Origin of the sequence: Geodermatophilus maliterrae (genome assembly GCF_041018925.1) — a bacterium.
Classification (GTDB): Bacteria; Actinomycetota; Actinomycetes; order Mycobacteriales; family Geodermatophilaceae; genus Geodermatophilus; species Geodermatophilus maliterrae.
This window is the reverse complement of sequence record NZ_JBFNXQ010000054.1, coordinates 1-19,629: the sequence shown is the minus strand read 5'-3', so window position 1 is coordinate 19,629 and position 19,629 is coordinate 1. Positions and strand designations below refer to the sequence as shown.

The 19,629-nt window shown below is 74.5% G+C and carries 16 protein-coding genes; 2 read left to right on the top strand and 14 right to left on the bottom strand.

Features of this window, described 5'->3' with window-relative positions; all coding sequences use genetic code 11:
* Positions 1 to 12: 12 nt before the first annotated feature.
* From ABQ292_RS16345 to lspA, 6 genes are all read right to left on the bottom strand, one after another.
* Entirely contained in the window at positions 13 to 681 is a 669-nt protein-coding gene (locus tag ABQ292_RS16345) for a hypothetical protein (RefSeq protein ID WP_369208259.1), read from the bottom strand.
* A 22-nt stretch (positions 682 to 703) separates the two neighbouring features.
* A complete protein-coding gene (dnaE, locus tag ABQ292_RS16340) occupies positions 704 to 4,273 on the bottom strand; it encodes a DNA polymerase III subunit alpha (protein WP_369208257.1) in 3,570 nt (1,189 codons plus the stop codon).
* Positions 4,274 to 4,489: 216 nt separating this feature from the next.
* Entirely contained in the window at positions 4,490 to 4,921 is a 432-nt protein-coding gene (locus ABQ292_RS16335; protein ID WP_369208255.1) for a GNAT family N-acetyltransferase, read from the bottom strand.
* Positions 4,918 to 5,724, bottom strand: coding sequence for a CPBP family intramembrane glutamic endopeptidase (locus ABQ292_RS16330; protein ID WP_369208253.1), 807 nt, complete (start codon positions 5,722 to 5,724; stop codon positions 4,918 to 4,920). The genes ABQ292_RS16335 and ABQ292_RS16330 overlap by 4 nt, the downstream gene beginning before the upstream one ends.
* Before the next feature lie 18 nt (positions 5,725 to 5,742).
* Positions 5,743 to 6,675: an RluA family pseudouridine synthase gene (locus tag ABQ292_RS16325; RefSeq protein WP_369208251.1), complete on the bottom strand. Its 933-nt coding sequence runs from the start codon at positions 6,673 to 6,675 to the stop codon at positions 5,743 to 5,745.
* Between the two features lie 26 nt (positions 6,676 to 6,701).
* Positions 6,702 to 7,238 carry a signal peptidase II gene (gene lspA, locus ABQ292_RS16320; RefSeq protein WP_369208249.1) on the bottom strand — a complete coding sequence of 179 codons (537 nt, stop codon included), beginning with the start codon at positions 7,236 to 7,238 and terminating at the stop codon, positions 6,702 to 6,704.
* Positions 7,239 to 7,557: 319 nt separating this feature from the next.
* Here lspA and mqo point away from each other — a divergent pair, with 319 nt between their 5' ends.
* A complete protein-coding gene (gene mqo / locus ABQ292_RS16315) occupies positions 7,558 to 9,051 on the top strand; it encodes a malate dehydrogenase (quinone) (protein WP_369208247.1) in 1,494 nt (497 codons plus the stop codon).
* 59 nt (positions 9,052 to 9,110) lie between these two features.
* Here mqo and ABQ292_RS16310 read toward each other — a convergent pair whose 3' ends face one another.
* Together ABQ292_RS16310 and ABQ292_RS16305 are read right to left on the bottom strand one after the other, a co-directional pair.
* Complete coding sequence (locus ABQ292_RS16310) at positions 9,111 to 9,587, bottom strand: endonuclease domain-containing protein (RefSeq protein WP_369208245.1); 477 nt, start codon at positions 9,585 to 9,587, stop codon at positions 9,111 to 9,113.
* A gap of 465 nt (positions 9,588 to 10,052) precedes the next feature.
* A complete protein-coding gene (locus tag ABQ292_RS16305; RefSeq protein WP_369208243.1) occupies positions 10,053 to 11,564 on the bottom strand; it encodes a potassium/proton antiporter in 1,512 nt (503 codons plus the stop codon).
* A gap of 95 nt (positions 11,565 to 11,659) precedes the next feature.
* Between ABQ292_RS16305 and ileS the strand changes: the two genes are divergently transcribed.
* A complete protein-coding gene (gene ileS / locus ABQ292_RS16300) occupies positions 11,660 to 14,830 on the top strand; it encodes an isoleucine--tRNA ligase (RefSeq protein ID WP_369208242.1) in 3,171 nt (1,056 codons plus the stop codon).
* 61 nt (positions 14,831 to 14,891) lie between these two features.
* Here ileS and ABQ292_RS16295 read toward each other — a convergent pair whose 3' ends face one another.
* The 6 genes from ABQ292_RS16295 to pgeF all read right to left on the bottom strand — a co-directional run bounded on the left by ABQ292_RS16295 (position 14,892) and on the right by pgeF (position 19,307).
* Positions 14,892 to 15,572 carry a hypothetical protein gene (locus tag ABQ292_RS16295; RefSeq protein ID WP_369208241.1) on the bottom strand — a complete coding sequence of 227 codons (681 nt, stop codon included), beginning with the start codon at positions 15,570 to 15,572 and terminating at the stop codon, positions 14,892 to 14,894.
* 98 nt (positions 15,573 to 15,670) lie between these two features.
* Positions 15,671 to 16,393, bottom strand: a complete 723-nt coding sequence (locus ABQ292_RS16290) for a DivIVA domain-containing protein (RefSeq protein WP_369208239.1) — start codon at positions 16,391 to 16,393, stop codon at positions 15,671 to 15,673.
* Positions 16,394 to 16,457: 64 nt separating this feature from the next.
* Positions 16,458 to 16,754 (bottom strand): YggT family protein, encoded by a 297-nt coding sequence (locus ABQ292_RS16285; protein ID WP_204690551.1) that lies wholly within the window; start codon positions 16,752 to 16,754, stop codon positions 16,458 to 16,460.
* Positions 16,755 to 16,825: 71 nt separating this feature from the next.
* Positions 16,826 to 17,737 carry a cell division protein SepF gene (locus ABQ292_RS26700; protein WP_438940598.1) on the bottom strand — a complete coding sequence of 304 codons (912 nt, stop codon included), beginning with the start codon at positions 17,735 to 17,737 and terminating at the stop codon, positions 16,826 to 16,828.
* Positions 17,737 to 18,495 (bottom strand): YggS family pyridoxal phosphate-dependent enzyme, encoded by a 759-nt coding sequence (locus ABQ292_RS16275; RefSeq protein ID WP_369208237.1) that lies wholly within the window; start codon positions 18,493 to 18,495, stop codon positions 17,737 to 17,739. The genes ABQ292_RS26700 and ABQ292_RS16275 overlap by 1 nt, the downstream gene beginning before the upstream one ends.
* 80 nt (positions 18,496 to 18,575) lie before the next feature.
* A complete protein-coding gene (gene pgeF / locus ABQ292_RS16270; RefSeq protein ID WP_369208235.1) occupies positions 18,576 to 19,307 on the bottom strand; it encodes a peptidoglycan editing factor PgeF in 732 nt (243 codons plus the stop codon).
* Positions 19,308 to 19,629: the final 322 nt, after the last annotated feature.

The window sequence follows — 19,629 nt, the reverse complement described above, 5'->3', positions numbered from 1 at the left end:
ACCCTCACGGGCTCAGGGCGGGGGCGGGGGTGCCGCGGCCGGCGAGGGCCCACGGCCGGGCTCCCCGCGGCCGAGGTCGTCCGACGCGGCGAACAGCGCCGCCACGACGTAGACCAGCAGCGCGGCGAACGGCCCGGCGGCCAGCGCCGGCGGCGAGGACAGCTGCAGCCCGGTGCTCACCCGGGTGCCGACGTCGGCCAGCTGCGCTGCGGTCGGCCCCGGTGCCAGCGCCTCGCCCAGCTGCCAGGCCAGCACCCCGGCGATGCCGGTCCCCAGCGCGGTGCCGAGCAGCCAGGCCACCCCACGGCGGCGGCGCACCGCCCACGCCGCGCCCCCGGCCAGCAGCCCCAGGCCCACGAGCAGCAGCACGAGGACCGCGTCGTCGGCGACCAGCAGCTCGGCCGACGGGCGGCCGAGCGGCACCGCGCCGCCCTCGACGACCTCGAACCGGGCACGCGGCGCCAGCCGGGCCCACAGCAGGCCGACGACCAGTCCGGTCAGCCCCAGCAGGCCGGCCCAGACGACGGCGCCCCGCAGGTCCGACCGCAGCTCCAGCAGCACCTGCCGGCCGGCCGGCCGGGCCGGGGCGGCCGCGACCACCATGGGGACGGTCGACCGGCCGGGCCCGCCCGGACCACCGGGGACCGACGGGCCGTCGGGGACCGGGGAGGGGCTGCTCACGGCTCCCAGTGAACCCCGCCGCTCAGAGCAGGGCGACGCTGGTGGGACCCAGCAGCGCCTTGATGTCACCCATCAGCGCCGTGCTCGGGCGCACCCGCAGCCCCTGGTCCAGCCGCAGCACCGTCTCCCGGCCGCCGTTGACCAGCTTGAGGTGCACCTCGGTCGTCCCGGGGTGGCTGCCGAGGACCTCGCGCAGCCGCTCCACCACCGGCGGGGTGCAGCGGGCCGCCGCCATCGACACCAGCACCGGGCCGCGGGGGCCCTCGCTGAGCTCGGGGATGGTCACCTCGGAGCCGAACAGGGAGGGCTGGTCGTCGCGCCGGCTGATCCGCCCCTTCACCGCGACGATCTGGTCGCGGACGATCTTCTCCGAGACCTCCGCCCAGGTCTTCGGGAAGAAGAGCACCTCGATGCCGGACTCGAGGTCCTCCAGCGTCGCGATGGCCCAGGGCGCGCCCTGTTTGTTCGTGCGCGGGGAGACCGAGGTGAGGATGCCGGCGATCGTCACGTTGGCGCCGTCCTCGACGCCGCCGGCGTTGATCTCGGCGATCGGGGTGTCCGCGTTCGCCGCGAGCACGTGCTCCACGCCGTGCAGCGGGTGGTCGGAGACGTAGAGGCCGAGCATGTCGCGTTCGAAGACCAGCCGCTCGGACTTCGACCAGTCCGCCGTGGGGATCGCGATGTCCAGGGCCCCGCCGAACGGGTCGTCCTCCCCCGCGCCGTCGCCGAAGCTGCCGAACAGGTCGAACTGCCCCTCGGCCTCCTTCCGCTTGAGCGCCATCGCGGAGTCGACGGCCTGGGCGTGGACCGCGACGATGCCCTGCCGGGAGTGGCCGAGGGAGTCGAACGCCCCGGCCTTGGCCAGCGACTCGACGACCTTCTTGTTGCAGGCCACCGTGTCGATCTTGCGCATGAAGTCCGCGAAGTCCTTGAAGGCGCCCTTCTCCTCGCGGGCCCGGCGGATCGAGTCGACGACGTTGTGCCCGACGTTGCGCACCGACGCCAGGCCGAAGCGGATGTCGGTGCCGACGGCGGTGAAGTCCCAGGACGACTCGTTGACGTCCGGGGGGAGCACCTTGATGCCCATCCGCCGGCACTCGGCGAGGTAGATCGGCCGGCGGTCCTTGTCGTCGCCGACGCTGGTGAGCAGCCCGGCCATGTACTCGGCCGGGTAGTTGGCCTTGAGGTACGCCGTCCAGTACGAGACCAGGCCGTAGGCCGCCGAGTGCGCCTTGTTGAAGGCGTAGTCGGCGAAGGGGACGAGGATGTCCCACAGCGTCTTGATCGCGGCGGCGGAGAAGCGATCCTTCATACCCGCCTCGAAGCCGACGAACTCGGCGTCGAGGACCGACTTCTTCTTCTTGCCCATCGCGCGGCGCAGCAGGTCGGCCTTGCCGAGGGAGTACCCGGCGACCTTCTGCGCGATCGCCATGACCTGCTCCTGGTAGACGATCAGGCCGTAGGTCGTGCCGAGGATCTCCTCGAGCGGCTCGGCCAGCTCCGGGTGGATCGGCGTGATCTCCTGCTGGCCGTTCTTGCGCAGCGCGTAGTTGGTGTGCGAGTTGGCACCCATCGGGCCCGGCCGGTAGAGCGCGCCGACGGCGGAGATGTCCTCGAAGTTGTCCGGCCGCATCAGCCGGAGCAGCGAGCGCATCGGCCCGCCGTCGAACTGGAAGACGCCGAGGGTGTCGCCCCGGGAGAGCAGCGCGTAGGTGGCCGGGTCGGTGAGGTCCTTGCTGATCTCGTCGAGGTCGATCGGCTCCTTGCCGTTCGCGACGATGTTGCGCAGCGCGTCGTCGATGACGGTGAGGTTGCGCAGCCCCAGGAAGTCCATCTTGAGCAGGCCGAGCGTCTCGCAGGTCGGGTAGTCGAACTGCGTGATGACGGCGCCGTCGGCCTCGCGCCGCATGATCGGGATCGAGTCGATCAGCGGGTAGCGGCCGATGATGACGCCGGCGGCGTGCACGCCCCACTGGCGCTTCAGACCCTCGAGCTTGCGGGCCTGGTCGACGACCTCGGCCGCACCGGGGTCGGACTCGTAGCGCGCGCGGAACTCCGCGGCCTCCTTGTAGCGCGGGTGGGCCGGATCGAAGACCCCCGCCAGCGGGATGCCCTTGCCCATCACGTCCGGGGGCATGAGCTTGGTCAGCTCGTCGCCCACCGAGTACGGCCGGTCGAGCACGCGGGCGGCGTCCTTGATCGCGGCCTTGGCCTTGATGGTGCCGTAGGTGACGATCTGGCTGACCCGCTCCTCGCCGTACTTCTGCGAGACGTACTGGATGACCTCGCCGCGGCGGCGGTCGTCGAAGTCGATGTCGACGTCGGGCATGGAGACGCGCTCGGGGTTGAGGAACCGCTCGAAGATCAGCCCGTGCGCCAGCGGGTCGAGATCGGTGATGCCCATGGCGTAGGCGGCCAGCGAGCCGGCGGCCGAGCCACGGCCCGGGCCGACGCGGATGCCGTTGTCCTTGGCCCAGTTGATGAAGTCGGCGACCACGAGGAAGTACCCCGGGAAGCCCATCTGGGTGATGATCCCGACCTCGTAGTCGGCCTGCTTGCGCACGTGGTCGGGGATGCCGCCCGGCCAGCGCTTGTGCAGCCCGCGCTCGACCTCCTTGACGAACCAGGAGGTCTCGTCCTCCCCCGGGGGCAGCGGGAACCGGGGCATCAGGTCGGCACCCTCGGTGAACTCCACCTCGCACTGCTCGGCCACCAGCAGCGTGTTGTCACAGGCCTCGGGCAGCTCGCTGAACAGCGCGCGCATCTCGGCGGCCGACTTCAGGTAGTAGCCGTCGCCGTTGAACTTGAAGCGGTTGGTCTCGTTCAGCCGCGAGCCGGTCTGGATGCACAGCAGCGCGTCGTGCGCCTCGGCGTCCTCGCGGTGCGTGTAGTGCAGGTCGTTGGTGCCCAGCAGCGGGATGCCGAGCTCCTCGGCGATCCCCAGCAGCGCCGGACGGGTCTTCTTCTCGATGGCCAGCCCGTGGTCCATGACCTCGGCGTAGAAGTTCTCCCGCCCGAAGATGTCCTGGAAGTCGGCGGCGGCCTGCCGGGCCTTGTCGTGCTTGCCGGCCCGCAGCCACATGTTGACCTCACCGGAGGGGCAGCCGGTGGTGGCGATGAGGCCCGTGCCGTAGCGCTCCAGCAGGTCGCGGTCGAACCGGGGCTTGCGGTACTGCCCCTCGAGACTGGCCATCGAGGAGATGCGGAAGAGGTTGTGCATCCCCTCGGTGGTGCGGGCCAGCAGCGTCATGTGCGTGTACGCGGCCTTGCCGCGGGACGACCCGCCCTCGCCGTCCTCGTCGATGAGGTTGTCGCCGAAGTCGAAGGGAGCGCGGTCGAAGCGCGACCCGGGCGTGTAGTAGCCCTCCATGCCGATGATCGGCTTGACGCCGGCGGCCCTGGCCTGCTTGTAGAAGTCGTAGGCGCCGAAGACGTTGCCGTGGTCGGTCATCGCCAGGGCCGGCATGCCGTACTCGGCGGCGGCCTTCGTGACCTCGGGCAGCTTCGCCGCCCCGTCGAGCATCGAGTACTCGGTGTGCACGTGCAGGTGCACGAACGAGTCGGTCCCAGATCCTCGGGTCGGACTGCTCACGGCGGTGCGGCGCTCCTCACAGGTCGTGCTGACCCGGCCGGCGGGTGCTCCGGCGGGCGACCGGCGGGGAAGACCGGGGCGGTGCGGTGCTCCTCGTGCGAGGGACCGTCGCAGGCCCGGGCCGGCCCTGTCGATCCTCGCACTGGCGGCTGTCTACGCCGAGGGTCTGACAGGACGTGTCTCGGCGCGGCGGGACCGTCCCGTCACACGCCCCTCTCAGAGCGCACGGCGCATGGTGACGTGCGCGATGCCGGCCTCGGTGTACTCGCCGCCGACGGCGGTGTAGCCGGCCCGCTCGTAGAAGCCCCGGGCGGGAACCTGGGCGTGCAGCTCGACCTCGGTCAGCCCGCGCAGCACCGCCTGCCGGTGCAGCTCGGCCAGCACCGCGGCGCCGTACCCGCCGCCGCGGGCGACCGCGTCGACCGCCATCCGGCCGACCACCCCCCGCCCGTCGCGCTCCAGCAGCCGGCCGGTGGCCACCACCCGGCCGGCGGCGTCGCGGGCCACGACGTGGACGGCCGTGGCGTCGGCGGCGTCCTGCTCGACCTCCGGCGGCACGCCCTGCTCCTCGACGAAGACGCGGGTGCGCAGCGCCACGAGCCCGGGCCGGTCGGCGGCGGTGGCCACCGTCGCGGTGGGCCCGCTCACGCCGTCGCCCCCCCGGCCGGCCGCGGCGCGGGGAGCACCTCGGGCAGCGCCGAGGCCGGCACGAGCAGGAACCGCAGGTCCACCGCGGCGTGCAGCAGCACCGGCAGCAGCAGCGACCCGGTGTCGAGGTACAGCGCGGCGAACACCCCGCCGAGGACCCCGGTGAGCACGATCCCGGGGACGCCCTGGTAGGCGTGCGCCAGGCCGAAGGCGACCGCGCCGAGGAGCACCAGCACCGGCACCGGCAGTCCCGCGCCGACCGCGGCCACCACGGCGAGGAAGAACCCGCGGTAGAGCCACTCCTCGCACACGCCGGCGGTCACGCCGACGACGGCGAACAGCCGCCGCTCGAGCCGGGTGCGGGGCAGCAGGGCCAGGGTGGCGGCGCCCTCGGGCTCGGCGTGCCGCCCCTCCCCCGGCCGGCGCGGCGCGCTCGCCCGCACCAGCGCGCCGCCGCGCAGGGCCCGCACCGACACCAGCGAGAGCACCAGCACCAGCACGGTCGCCGTCCCCGTGACCGGGCCGGGCCAGCCGGTGGGCCAGGCCAGCCCGACGGCCGCGGCGTCCACCCCGGGTGAGGACAGCCAGAGGACGACGGCGAGCAGCGCCAGGCCCCACTCGAGGACCAGCAGCCGCCGGTAGAACGAGCGCCGGGCGGCGGGGTCGGCGCGCAGCCGGGCCTCGAACCGGCGGTGCAGCACGTGCCCGACGAAGGGCTCGCCGATCACCAGGTAGACGGCCACGACGACGACCGAGAGCGTCGCGGGCCCGAAGGCGGCGAGGGAGGCGGGCAGCTCGGTCACGGTCCGGCGCGCACGGCCTCAGGACTCGGCGCGCAGGATCGTCAGGGCGCCGGCGAGGTCGGGCGGGTAGGAGCTGGTGAACTCGACCCAGCGCCCGTCGGCCGGGTGGGCGAAGCCGAGCCGCACCGCGTGCAGCCACTGCCGCTCGACGCCGAGCCGGGCGGCCAGCGTCGGGTCGGCGCCGTAGGTCGTGTCACCGACGCACGGGTGGCGCATCGCCGAGAAGTGCACGCGGATCTGGTGGGTGCGCCCGGTCTCCAGGTGGACGTCGACCAGGCTCGCCGCCGGGAAGGCCTCGACGACCTCGTAGTGCGTCACCGACGGCCGCCCGCCGGTGACGACGGCGAACCTCCAGTCGTGGCGGGGGTGCCGGTCGATCGGGGCGTCGATCGTGCCGCGCGACGGGTCGGGGTGGCCCTGCACGAGCGCGGAGTACCCCTTGTCGACCGTCCGTTCCTTGAACGCCGCCTTGAGCACGGTGTAGGCCCGCTCGCTCTTGGCCACGACCATCAGCCCCGTCGTCGCGGCGTCGAGCCGGTGCACCACGCCCTGCCGCTCGGCGGCGCCGGAGGTGGAGACCCGGTAGCCGGCCGCGGCCAGCCCGCCGACGACGGTCGGGCCGTCCCAGCCGGGGCTGGGGTGGGCCGCGACGCCGACCGGCTTGTCCACGACCACGACGTCGTCGTCGTCGTGGACGACGGTCAGCCCGGCCACCGGCTCGGGCGCGGGCGGCTCGCCGGGCGGCGGGGGCAGCTCGACCTCGAGCCAGCTGCCGCCGGTCAGCCGGTCGCCCTTGCCGCGCACCCGGCCGTCGACCCACACCCGCTCGGTGTCGGCCAGCTCGGCGGCGACCGCCCGCGACAGCCCGAACAGCCGGGTCAGCGCCTGGTCGACCCGCTGGCCCTCCAGTCCGTCGGGCACCGGCAGCGCACGGTGCAGGCCGGAGGTCACGCCGTCATCGTCTCAGGTGGGGGCGGTCAGCCGCCGGAGACCGCGTCGTCGCCGCGGTCGCGGCTGCGGCTGCCGTCGAACTCGATGCCGCGCAGCGCCAGCACCGCGCCGAGCACACCGCCGCAGACGATCGCCGAGTCGGCGACGTTGAAGATCGGGTACACCTCGCCGTCCGGTGCGAAGACCGAGACGAAGTCGACCACGCCGCCGCGGAGGAACCCCGGCTCGCGGAACACTCGGTCGACGAGGTTGCCCACCGCGCCGCCGAGGACCAGGCCCAGCGCGACCGCCCAGCCGAGGGACGCCAGCCGCCGCGCCGTCCGCACGATGACCGCCGCGACGGCGACGGCGATCAGCGTGAACACGACGGTGAAGCCCTCGGCGAAGGAGAAGGCGGCGCCGGTGTTGCGGGCGTGCGTGAGGTAGAGCAGCCCCCCGAGGACCCGGACGTTCTCGCCACGGTCGATCGTGGCGACGACGAGCAGCTTGCTGCCGAGGTCGGCGAGGAGCACCAGCGCGGCGAGCAGGAGGAGCAGCCGGGTGCGGGGACGGCGGACCGGCATCCCACGGGGGGCCGCCTCCCCGGGTGTCGCGTCCCCGGGTGTGGTGTCCTCGGCGCTCGTGGCGCGGGCCTGCTCGGGCTCGTCGGTCAGGGCGGGCTCCTGGCTGGTGGTGTGCCGGTCGGGGTCGTCCCCGACGATAGCCGCGCCCGGACTCGCCCCCGCGGAGCTCCTGCCAGAGGCCCGCCGTCCCCGCCACCCGAGTGGCGGGTGAGCAATCTCATACCGGAACGGGGCCATCTCACACCGTCGTGAGTTCGTGTTCACGCGCCGTTCGGCCGATTGTCGGGAGACGGCACACGTCCCCAGCAGGAAGGCAGTCGTGTCCACCGACCTCGGTTCAGCCACCGATCCCGACGTAGTCCTCGTCGGGGGCGGCATCATGAGCGCGACCCTGTCGTCGCTGCTGGGTGTCCTCGCTCCGGAGTGGGGCGTCACCGTCTTCGAGTCCGCGGCCGACGTCGCCGGGGAGAGCTCGGACGCGTGGAACAACGCCGGCACCGGCCACGCCGCGCTGTGCGAGCTCAACTACACCCCCGCCGGTCCCGACGGCCGGGTGGACACCACGAAGGCCCGCATCATCAACGAGCAGTTCCAAGTCTCGCGCCAGTTCTGGTCGCACCTGGTCCGCACCGGGCTGACCGGCTCCCCCAAGGACTTCATCACCCCGGTGCCGCACGTCAGCTTCGTCACCGGCGAGGACGGCCGCGCCTACATGCGCAACCGGCACGCCGCGCTGTCGGCCGAGCCGCTGTTCGCGGGCCTGGAGTACACCGACGACCCGGCGGAGCTGGCCGGCTGGGTGCCGCTGGTGATGGACGGCCGCGACCCGGGGCAGGTGGTCGCCGCGACCCGCTCGGTCGCCGGCACCGACGTCAACTTCGGCGCGCTCACCCGGCTGCTGCTCGCCCAGGGCGAGTCCCGCGGCGTGCAGGTGCACACCGGTCAGCGGGTCACCGGCCTCGAGCGGCTGGCCGACGGCCGGTGGCGGGTCACCGTCACCGACCGGCGGAGCGGCGAGGAGCGCTCGGTGCGCACCCGGTTCGTCTTCGTCGGCGCCGGCGGCGGCGCGCTGCCGCTGCTGCAGAAGGCCGCCATCCCCGAGATCCGCGGCTTCGGCGGTTTCCCGGTCAGCGGTCTGTTCCTGCGCACCCGCTCCCCGGAGCTGGTGACCAAGCACCAGGCCAAGGTCTACGGCCAGGCCGCCGTCGGGGCGCCGCCGATGTCGGTGCCGCACCTGGACCTGCGCCTGGTCGACGGCGAGTACTCGCTGCTGTTCGGCCCCTACGCCGGCTTCTCGCCGAGGTTCCTCAAGGCCGGCTCGGTGTTCGACCTGCCGCTGAGCGTCAAGCCGAACAACCTCGGCTCGATGCTCGGCGTCGCCCGCACCGAACTGGAGCTGACTCGGTACCTGGTCACCGAGCTGCTCCAGTCGCGCAGCGCCCGGCACCGCACGCTGACGGCGTTCGTGCCCCGCGCCGAGCAGGCCGACTGGGAGATGATCACCGCCGGTCAGCGGGTGCAGGTGATCAAGCAGGACGCCAGGACCGGCCGCGGGGTGCTGCAGTTCGGCACCGAGCTGATCGTCGGCTCCGACGGCTCCATCGCCGGCCTGCTGGGCGCCTCCCCGGGCGCCTCGACCGCCGTCTCGGCGATGCTCACGCTGGTCGAGCGGTGCTTCCCCGACCGGGTCGCCGCCCGCCGCGGAGCGCTCGAGGAGGCCATCCCCTCCTACGGCCGCGACCTCTCCTCCGACCCGGCCCTGCTGGCCGCCGTCCGCGAGGAGACCGTGCAGACCCTCGAGCTCACCGGCTGAGGCCCGGCACTCCCGCGGACGTGCACGGTGCACATCCGGCGGAAGTGCACGTCAGGGGGTCACCGACCGGGCGCGAGGGCGGCCCGGACCCTCGCGACGACGTCGTCCGGAGTGCGGAGGTCGTGCGCGGCCAGCCGGATGACCAGCCGGCCTGCGGCCTCGAGACGTGCCAGCCGGGTGCCGTCCCGGACGATCTGCAGGCCGTCGAAGTGGTGCTCGCCCTCGTACTCCACGATGACCCGCTGCGCCGGCCACGCGAGGTCGACGCGAGCCAGCCATCGACCGTCCGCGACGACCTCGTACTGCGGGACCGGCGCGGGGAGCCCGCCGAGGACACAGGCGACCCGCACGGACGACTCGGGTGGCGACTCACTGCGCGCGTCCGCCAGTTCGAGGACGCGTCGCACCCGCCGGGATCCGCGACGGCCGGAGCGTCGCCGCAGCAGGTCGCCGAGCTCCGCCGTCCCGACGTGTCCTGCCCGGAGCATCGCGTCGACCACCCCGACGGCGGTGGCCGTCGTCTCCAGGACGGCCACGTCCCAGGCCGTCTGCAGCGGCGAGGTCCAGGGGCGCGGGGAGGACGACGGTGACCGGATCGCGGTAGCCCGGCGCGGGGGCGCCGAGGACGGCCGCCGCTGATCGACCACCCAGCGCCGCACCGGCCGGCATGAGCAGTGCGGCGGCCCGGCACCGCAGCAGGTGGTCCCGCGGCACCGAGACGTCGGCGTAGACGCCGTGCAGGACGCGGACGTACGGTCCGTCGGCGAGTCGACGTCGCGTGATCCGCCCCCCGGAGACCGCGTGGGACCCGATGAGGACGCCCTCGGGCGACGTCGGTCGCAGCAGCACCCGGCGATCGTGCTGGTCAGGCGTCTCGTCGTCGCCGTGGTCGTCCACAGCCCCGCGGTCGTCCACGGCTTCCGGCGGGCACTTCCGCGGATGTGCACCTCCCCGATCCGCGGACGTGCACGGAGCAGGTCCGCGGAGGTGCACCGGACGGCTCAGTCCGCCTCGGTGGCCCCGCCCTGCTCACCACGCCAGGTGGCCAGCCGGCCGGCGCGGCTGACCGCCCGCAGCCGGCGCTCGGCCTCGGAGCGGGAACGGCGGGCCGAGACCAGCAGCGCCTGGTCGCCGCGCATGAGCCGGGTGGTCGCGTCCGGCACGAACGAGCGGCCGTCGCGGACGATGAGCACCACCGCGGCGTCCTCGGGCAGCCGCAGCTCGGGCAGGTAGACGCCGTGCAGCCGGGAGCCCTCGGGCACCCGCATCTGCATCAGCTCGGCGTCGAGCTCCTCCAGCGGTGCCGCCTCGACCTGCACGTCGCGAGGGGTGACCGGGGTGGCGATCCGCAGGCGTCGCGCCACCCAGGGCAGCGACCAGCCCTGCACGATCGTGAAGACGACGACCAGCACGAAGACCGTGTCGAAGACCGTCGTCGCCCCGGGGACCTCCGCGGTCAGCGGGATGATGGCCGCGACGATCGGCACCGCCCCGCGCAGGCCCGCCCAGGAGATGAAGGCCTGCTGCGCCCACGGGAAGCGGAACCACACCAGGCTGGCCGCCACCGACAGGGGGCGGGCGAGCAGCAGCAGCGCGCCGCCCACGACGAGCGCCGGTCCGACGGCCTCGGGCAGCCGGCCCGGGGACACGAGGAGGCCGAGCAGGACGAACAGGCCGATCTGGGCCAGCGATGCCATGCCCTCGGCGAACCCGATGCTCGCCGCCCGGTGCGGCAGCGTGGCGTTGCCCAGCACCAGTCCGCAGAGGTAGACCGCGACGAAGCCGGAGGTGTGCGCCAGCGACGCCGACGAGTACGCGAGCACGCAGAGCGCCAGTGTCGCGAGGGGGTAGAACCCGGCCACGGGGAGCGCCACCCGGCGCAGCAGCGCGGCGCCCCCGAAGCCGATCCCGACCCCGATGACGGCGCCGCCGGCGAGCTCGACGACCACCACCAGGCCGACCAGCCACCACGGCTGCGTCGTCGCCCCCGTGAGCGACTCGGCCAGCACGGTCACCAGCAGGATGACCGGGGCGTCGTTGAGTCCGCTCTCGGCCTCGAGGGAGGCGGCCACCCGGCGCGGGAGGGGCAGCCGCCGCAGGGTCGCGAAGACCGCGGCGGCGTCGGTCGAGCTGATGACCGCGGCCAGCAGGAGGGCGAAGCCCCAGTCGAAGCCCAGGACCCAGACGCCGACGGCCGCGGTCGCCCCCACGCTGACCGCGACGCCGACGGTGGACAGCGCGACCCCGGGTCCGATCGCCCGACGGACGTCGGCCCACCGCGTCGTGAGACCGCCCTCGGCGAGGATGACGACGAGGGCCGCGTACCCCAGCGTCTGGGTGAGCTGGTAGTCCTCGAACTCGATGCCGAGGCCGCTCTCCCCGAGCGCCACGCCGAGGGCCAGGTAGAGCAGCAGGCTGGGCAGGCCGAGCCGGTCGGCCAGGCGCAGGGCGATCGCGGCGACGAGCACGACCAGCGCCCCGACGGCCAGGGCGACGGTGACCGTGGTGTTCACCGCGCCCCGCCCATGGGCGCATCCTCCCGTACCCCCGGATCGCGGCCGCCGCCCCGGCGCCCGAACCCGCTCGACGCCTCGGGGACAATGGGGACGTGAGTTCCCCGTTCCGTGCGCTGCCGCCCCAGGTCGACCTGCCCGCGATCGAGCAGGACGTGCTGCGGCGCTGGGAGGACCGCGACGTGTTCGCCCGCTCCCTGGCGGCGACCCAGGGCCGGCCGCAGTGGGTCTTCTACGAGGGGCCGCCCACCGCCAACGGCCGCCCCGGCACCCACCACATCGAGGCCCGCGCCTTCAAGGACGTCTTCCCGCGCTTCAAGACGATGCAGGGCTGGCACGTGCCCCGCCGCGCCGGCTGGGACTGTCACGGCCTGCCCGTGGAGATCGCCGTCGAGCAGGAGCTCGGCTTCGCCGGCAAGCCCGACATCGAGCGCTACGGCATCGCCGAGTTCAACGCCCGCTGCCGGGAGTCGGTCATGCGGCACGTCGGCGCGTTCAGCGACCTCACCCGCCGCATGGGCTACTGGGTCGACATGTCCACCGCCTACTGGACGATGGACCCGGCCTACATCGAGAGCGTGTGGTGGTCGCTCAAGCAGGTCTTCGACAAGGGCCTGCTGGTCGAGGACCACCGCGTCGCCCCCTACTGCCCGCGCTGCGGCACCGGCCTGTCCGACCACGAGGTCGCCCAGGGCTACGAGTCGATCACCGACCCCTCGGTCTACGTCCGGCTGCCGGTCACCGACGGTGCGTGGGCCGGGAAGGCCGACCTGCTGGTCTGGACGACGACGCCGTGGACCCTGCCGTCCAACACCGCCGTCGCGGTCAACCCCGACGTCACCTACGTCGTCGCCCGGCGCGGCGAGGACACCCTCGTCGTCGCCGAGCCGTTGCTGGGCGCCGTCTTCGGGGACACCGACGGCGTCGAGGTCCTCGCGCGCACCACCGGACGCGACTGGGAGCGGGTGCACTACCAGCGGCCCTTCGAGCTGGTCGAGTTCCCCGCGGGCCCCGACGGACGACCACAGGACACGCACTTCGTCGTCCTCGCCGACTACGTCACCACCGACGACGGCACCGGGCTGGTCCACCAGTCCCCCGCGTTCGGGGCCGACGACCTCGCCGTCTGCCGCTCCTACGGCCTGCCGGTGGTCAACCCGATCGACTCGTCGGGCCACTTCCTGCCGGAGCTGCCGCTGGTGGGCGGGCACTTCTTCAAGGCCGCCGACGACGCCCTCGTCGTCGACCTGCAGTCGCGCGGCGTGCTGTGGCGCGAGCAGCGCTACGAGCACAGCTACCCGCACTGCTGGCGCTGCCACACGCCGCTGATGTACTACGCGCAGCCGTCCTGGTACATCCGCACCAGCGCGGTCAAGGACCAGCTGCTCGCCGAGAACGAGAAGACGCACTGGCACCCGGAGACCATCCAGTGGGGCCGCTACGGCGACTGGCTGAACAACAACGTCGACTGGGCGCTGTCGCGCGACCGCTACTGGGGCACGCCGCTGCCGATCTGGCGCAACGACGCCGACCCCTCGCGGATGGTCGCCGTCGGCTCGCTGGCCGAGCTGTCGGAGCTGACCGGCCGCGATCTCGCCGACCTCGACCCGCACCGACCCTTCATCGACGAGGTGACCTTCACCCGCCCCGGCGAGGAGGGCACCTACCGGCGGGTCCGGCCGGTCATCGACGCCTGGTACGACTCGGGCTCCATGCCGTTCGCGCAGTGGGGCGCGCCGCACCGCAACCGCGAGGAGTTCGAGGCCGCCTACCCGGCCCAGTTCATCTGCGAGGCGATCGACCAGACCCGCGGCTGGTTCTACACGCTCATGGCCGTGGGCACCCTGGTGTTCGGGAAGAGCTCCTACGAGAACGTGCTGTGCCTGGGCCACATCCTCGCCGAGGACGGCCGCAAGATGAGCAAGCACCTCGGCAACATCCTCGAGCCGATCCCGCTGATGGACCGGCACGGCGCCGACGCCGTCCGCTGGTTCATGCTGGCCGGCGGCTCGCCGTGGTCGGCCCGCCGGGTGGGCCACGAGACGCTGTCCGAGGTGGTCCGCAAGGTCCTGCTGACCTACTGGAACACCGCCAGCTTCCTCACCCTCTACGCCGAGAGCAACGGCTGGGACCCGGCGGGCGGGCGGGAGAGCGACCGGGTGCCGCCGCGCGAGCAGCGGCCGCTGCTCGACCGCTGGGCGCTGGCGCAGCTGGCCGCGGTCACCGAGGGCGTCACCGACGCGCTGGAGGCCTTCGACACCCAGGGCGCCGGGCGGCTGCTCGCGCAGTTCGTCGACGACCTGTCCAACTGGTACGTGCGCCGCTCCCGCCGTCGCTTCTGGGACGGCGACCCGGCGGCGCTGGGCACGCTGCACGAGGTGCTCGACGGGCTGACCCGGCTCATGGCGCCCTTCGTCCCGTTCCTCACCGACCACGTGTGGACGACGGTCGTGGCACCCGGCCTCGGCGCGGACGCCCCCGACTCGGTGCACCTGGCCTCCTGGCCGGCCGTCGACGAGGCCGCCCGCGACCCGCAGCTGGTGGCGCAGGTGGACCTGGTCCGGCGCCTGGTGGAGCTGGGCCGCTCCGCACGCACGTCGGCCAAGATGCGCACCCGGCAGCCGCTGGCGCGGGCCGTCGTCGCCGCGCCGGGCTGGGCGTCCCTGCCCCGCGACCTGGTGGCCGAGGTGGCCGACGAGCTCAACGTGGCCGAGCTGGCCGATCTGTCGGCGGTCGGCGGTGACCTGGTCGACGTCCGCGTCAAGGTCGACTTCCGCGCCGTCGGGCGGCGGCTGGGCAAGCAGGTGCAGGCGGTGGCGAAGGCCGTCGCCGCGGCCGACCCGGCCGCGCTGGTGTCGGCCTACCGGGCCGGGACGGCGTCGGTCGACGTCGACGGCGCGAGCGTCCCCCTCGAGGACGGCGACCTGGTGGTGACCGAGACTCCGCGCGAGGGCTGGACCGTGGCCAGCGGCGGCGGGTTGACCGTCGCGCTGGACCTCGAGCTGACCCCGGAGCTGGAGCGGGCCGGCCTGGTCCGCGAGGCGGTGCGTCTGGTGCAGGAGGCCCGCAAGACCAGCGGCCTGGCCGTCAGCGACCGCATCGAGCTGTGGTGGACCGCCGAGGGCGCGCTCGCCGAGGCGCTCACGGAGCACGGCGAGCAGGTGGCCGGTGAGGTGCTCGCCACGGCCGTGCACGCCGGCGCCGCCGGCGAGGGCCCCGGGGTCGAGGGGCCGCAGGGCTCGCGCTTCTGGGTCGCCCGCGCCTGACGACGGACCTCCCTGCCCCCCGCGAGTCGCGAGCTCGCGGGGGGGGGGCAGGGAGGCCCGCTCAGGCCCGGCGGGCGGCTCGGCGAGCGCGCTCGACCCCGGCCAGGTGGGCGTCGGGGCCGCACACCGCGCACGGGGTGAACCCGTCGGTGCGCGCCTCACCGACCGGCAGCGGGATCGTCGCCCGGCCGGCCAGCCAGCGGCAGTCGCCGAGGTGGTAGCGCGGGTGCTCGTCGACGACGAGCACCTCGTCGGTCAGGTCGACCACCAGCAGCAGGTCGGTGACCTCGACGTCCTCCTCCGCCGGCTCCCCGGCGGCCGGTCGTCCCGCGGGGGCCGGCGGGGTGGCCGACGCGGTGGCCGGTGGGGTGGCCGGTGGGGTGACCGGTGGCGGCGCGGCCGGCCGGGCGTCGTCGTCCGGGGCCTCGTGCCGGCCGTGGCGGTGGGCAGCGGTCGGGTCGGTGGCGGTGACCGGCGGTGCGGGCACCGGCTCCGCCGGGGTCCGGGGAGTGCCGGTGTCCGCCGGACCGGGGTCCGTCGCGGCGGCACCCGACGGGGTCCGGGTGTCCGGGACGGGTGACCGGCTCTCCGCCGGCGTGCGGAGCCGGGCGACGACCAGCAGCACCGCGGCGAGGCCGCAGACAGCCACGCAGGCCCAATACCAGGTGGTGACGTCGGTCATCACGCCGGTGACGAACAGACCGAGGCCGGCGAGGACGAGGAGACCGGCAACCGGGACCACGCCGTGACTGTATCGGCGCTCACCTCACGGGTGAGGCAGGGTCCGGGAAGACGACAGGGCCCCCGGACGCTCGTCCGGGGGCCTTCGTCGCGCGCGCTTCAGGCCGGTGCGTGCTGGTTCTGCCGGCTCGCCGAGGACGGCTCGGCGGAGCCGCGGGTGTCGAGGTCGCGCAGGTGCGACTCGAGGTAGGAACGGAAGCGCGTGCGGTACTCGCGCTCGAAGGTCCGCAGCTCCTCGATCTTGCGCTCGAGGCCGGCGCGCTTCTCCTCCAGCGGACCCATGACCTCGCGGTGCCGGCGCTCGGCGTCCTGGTCGAGGGCGGCGGCCTTGGCGCGGGCCTCGCGCTCCATCGTGTCGGCGCGGGTGCGGGCGTCGCTGATCATCGAGTCGGCGCGCAGCTTGGCCTCGTTGACCATCTGCTCGCTCTTGGCGCGGGCCTCGGCCAGCATCCGCTCGCTGTTGGTCTTCGCCGAGGCGACCATCTGGTCGGCCTGGGTCTTGGCCTCGTTCACGTAGCGGTCGGCGGTCTCCGACGCCAGCGCCAGCATGCGCGAGGCGCGCGCGGTGTCGTCCTCGCGCGCGGGGGGCGGCGGCGGCGCGGGCGCCGGGGCCGGCTCGGGGGCGACGGGCTGGGCGGTGACCCGGCCGGTGCTCGAGCCCGAGCGCAGCTCGTTGTTCTCCTCGATCAGCCGGGCGAGCTCGGCCTCCACCACGTCGAGGAACGCGTCCACCTCGTCCTCGTCGTAGCCGCGCTTCCCGATCGGCGGCTTCTTGAAGACGACGTTGTGCACGTCGGCTGGCGTGAGTGGCAAGGGGCTCACCTCGGGTCGGACGGCGGGTGGGGGTCGGTCGGGGCGGCGCTCGGTCCCTCGTGCGGACCTGAGGTCACGCGGCGATGGCCAGCGACTGGGTGATGCCCCGCAGGATGTAGACGGCGATCAGGAGCACCATAAACGCGAGGTCCAGCCTGATGGACCCCAGGTTCAGGGGTGGGATCACCTTCCGGATCGCCTTCAGCGGCGGGTCGGTCGTCGCGTAGACGACCTCCAGCCCCGCGGCCACCAGGCCGGACGGGCGCCAGCTGCGCGCCAGGACCATCACCCAGTCCACGACGAATCGCGCGAACAGCAGGATGAGGAAGACGAGCAGGATCGACGACACGATCTGCCAGAAGAGAGTCACGGTCCTCGTTCGTCCCGGGGCACCGCGGTGCCGTGCCGACCTGCCTGCGCGCCCCGGCCGGACGGACGACCTCAGGACTGGTCGAAGAAACCGCCCTCGCGGATCTTGGCCTTGTCCTCGGCCGTCACGTCGACGTCCTGCGGGGAGAGCAGGAACACCTTGGCCGTGACGGGCTCGATGCTACCGCGCAGCCCGAAGATCAGCCCCGCTGCGAAGTCGACGAGCCGCCGCGCGTCGGCGTGGTCGAGCTCGGTGAGGTTCATGATGACCGGGCTGCCGTCCCGGAACGCCTCGCCGATGGCACGGGCCTCGTTGTAGGTCTTGGGGTGCAGCGTGGTGATGCGGTAGGGCTCGCGCACCGGCGCGGGGGCCGGCTCGGGCGCCGCGGCGACCGGCTCGCGGGCGGCCAGCCCGGCGGCGACAGCGCCACCTCCGAGGCCACCGCCGAGGCCGACACCACCACCGACGCCACCACCGACGGAACCGAGGCGGGCCGGCCCGGAGGCGGCCGGGCCGGAGATGCCGCCGGCACCGGCGGAGGCCGGCTGCGCCAGGCCCAGGCGGGTCGCCCCGCCGCGGCGCAGCGCGACCGGCTCGGGGTCGGGCGCGGGCGCCAGCTCGACGCCGCGGCCCGGACCGCGGTCGAGCCCCCGGCCGCCGTCGCGCTCGTCGTCGTAGCGGCGGTCGTCGTAGCGGTCGTACTCGCCGCCGTAGGAGTCGAAGGAACCGTAGGGGGCCTCGGCGCCGTGCGGGCCGGAGGCGTAGCGGTCCTCGTAGCGACCCTCGTAGCGACCCTCGGGGCGGCGCGCGTCGTACCGGTCGCCGTCGTAGCGGTCACCCTCGTAGCGGTCGCCGTCGTACTGGTCGGGCTCGTAGTGGCCGGCCGGGTCGGCCTGACGGGCGTCGTAGCGCCCGTAGGCGCGGGCGTCGTCGTCCTCGACGAGCCCGAGGTAGATGCCCATCTTCCGCATGGCCCCGGCCATCAGACCTCCTCCGGGGACCTCGGTGGGGCCCCTGTGACTGGTGTGACTCGGGGCGAGGCTAGAGGCCGGGAGCCGAACAGCGCGGTTCCGACACGCACGAGCGTGGCGCCGGCCGCGATCGCCTCCTCGAGGTCGCCGCTCATGCCGGCGGAGACCTCCGCGGCCTCGGGGTGGTCGGCGCGCAGCCGCTCGGCGAGCGCGGCCAGGCGGGCGAAGGCCGGGCCGGGCTCCTCCCCGCGCGGGGCGACGGCCATGAGGCCGCGCAGCCGCACGCAGGGCAGGGCGGCGACGGCGTCGGCGAGGGCGGGGAGGTCCGCGGGGTCGGCGCCGCCGCGCTCGGCCAGCTCCCCCGCGGCGCCGCCGAGGTCGACCTGGAGGAACACGCCGACCGGGCGGCCGGTCTCCTCCCCCGCCCGGGACAGCGCCCGGGCCAGCGGCAGCCGGTCGACGGAGTGGACGACGGCGCCGGTGCGGGCCACGGCGGCGGCCTTGTTGCGCTGGAGCTGGCCGACGAAGTGCCACTCGATCGGCAGGTCGGCGAGCTCGGCCGCCTTGGTGGTGAGCTCCTGGGCGCGGTTCTCCCCGAACGCCGTCTGCCCGAGCGCGACCAGCGTCCGGACGTCGTCGGCCGGCCAGGTCTTGCTCACGGCCAGCAGCGCGACCGAGGCCGGGTCGCGCCCGGCGGCGCGGGCGGCCGCGGCGATCCGCTCCCGGACGGCGGCCAGGCGCTGGGCCGCGGGGGTCGCCGGTGCGCTCATGCGGCGATCATCCCGCTGGTCGTGGCCCCCCTGCAGGGATCCGCCCCGACCGCCGGCGAGGGGTGGGGGCGGGAGGGTCCTCATCCGAGCCAGGTGACGCCGGCCTGGCGCCCGGTCACGCCGTCGCGACGGTGGCTGAACAGCCGGCGGTCCTCGACGGTGCAGCGCGGGTCGTGCACCACCTGCGCCAGCCCGGCGCGGGTCATCAGCTCGGCGAGCCCGGCGCGCAGGTCCAGCCCCGGCGTCCCCGCGCGGGTGCGCACCGCGGCCGCGGGGGCGACACGGGCGACCTCGGCCTGCATGGCGCGGGGCACCTCGTAGCAGGCGCCGCAGACGGCCGGCCCGAGCAGCGCGGTGGTGTCGGCGGGCCGGCTGCCCAGCCGGGCCATCGCCGCCAGCGTGGCGGCGACGACGCCCTGCCGGACACCCTCGCGGCCGGCGTGGACGGCGGCGACCACCCCGGCGACGGGGTCGGCCAGCAGCACCGGCACGCAGTCGGCGACCAGCACGCACAGCACCAGGCCGGGCGTGCGGGTGACCACGGCGTCGGTCGCGGGCAGCGGACCCTCCACCGGGCCGTCGACGACGGTGACGCCGGTGCCGTGCACCTGCTCCATCCAGACCAGCCGGTCGCCGGCCACGCCGAGCTCGCGGGCCAGCCGGGCGCGGTTGGCCGCGACGTCGGCCGGGTCGTCGCCGACGTGGTCGCCGAGGTCGAAGGTGTCGTAGGGCGGACGCGAGCGGCCGCCCCGCCGGTCGGTGACCACCCGTCGAGGGCGCACTGCCGGCGGGGCGGCCGAGGTCGCGCTCACCGCGCGGCCCCCGTGCAGGGGCCCGCCGCGAGCCTGCGAGCGGTGGGGGGCACGGGCGGCCCTCCCGCAGGGGCCCGCGACGAGCCTGCGAGCGGTGGGGGCAGGGACGTGGCCCCCGTGCAGGGGCCCGCCGCGAGCGTGCGAGCGGTGGGGGGCACGGGGGTCCTTCTACTGGCGGAGGAACTCCGGGATGTCGAGCTCCTCCTCGAAGTCCTCGTTGCCCAGCGGACGACGTCCTGCGGCGGTGCCGGGCGCGGCGTTCTGCACCGGCGGCAGCGGCGGGACGGTGATGCCGCCACCGGCCGGCGCCGCAGGCCGGACG

Coding starts and splice junctions, on each gene's coding strand:
- lspA (WP_369208249.1), bottom strand. CDS start 7,238: ATGCCGGTCCGCCGTCCCCGCACCCGGCTGCTCCTCCTGCTCGCCGCG.
- ABQ292_RS26700 (WP_438940598.1), bottom strand. CDS start 17,737: ATGGCCGGGGCCATGCGGAAGATGGGCATCTACCTCGGGCTCGTCGAG.
- ABQ292_RS16275 (WP_369208237.1), bottom strand. CDS start 18,495: ATGAGCGCACCGGCGACCCCCGCGGCCCAGCGCCTGGCCGCCGTCCGG.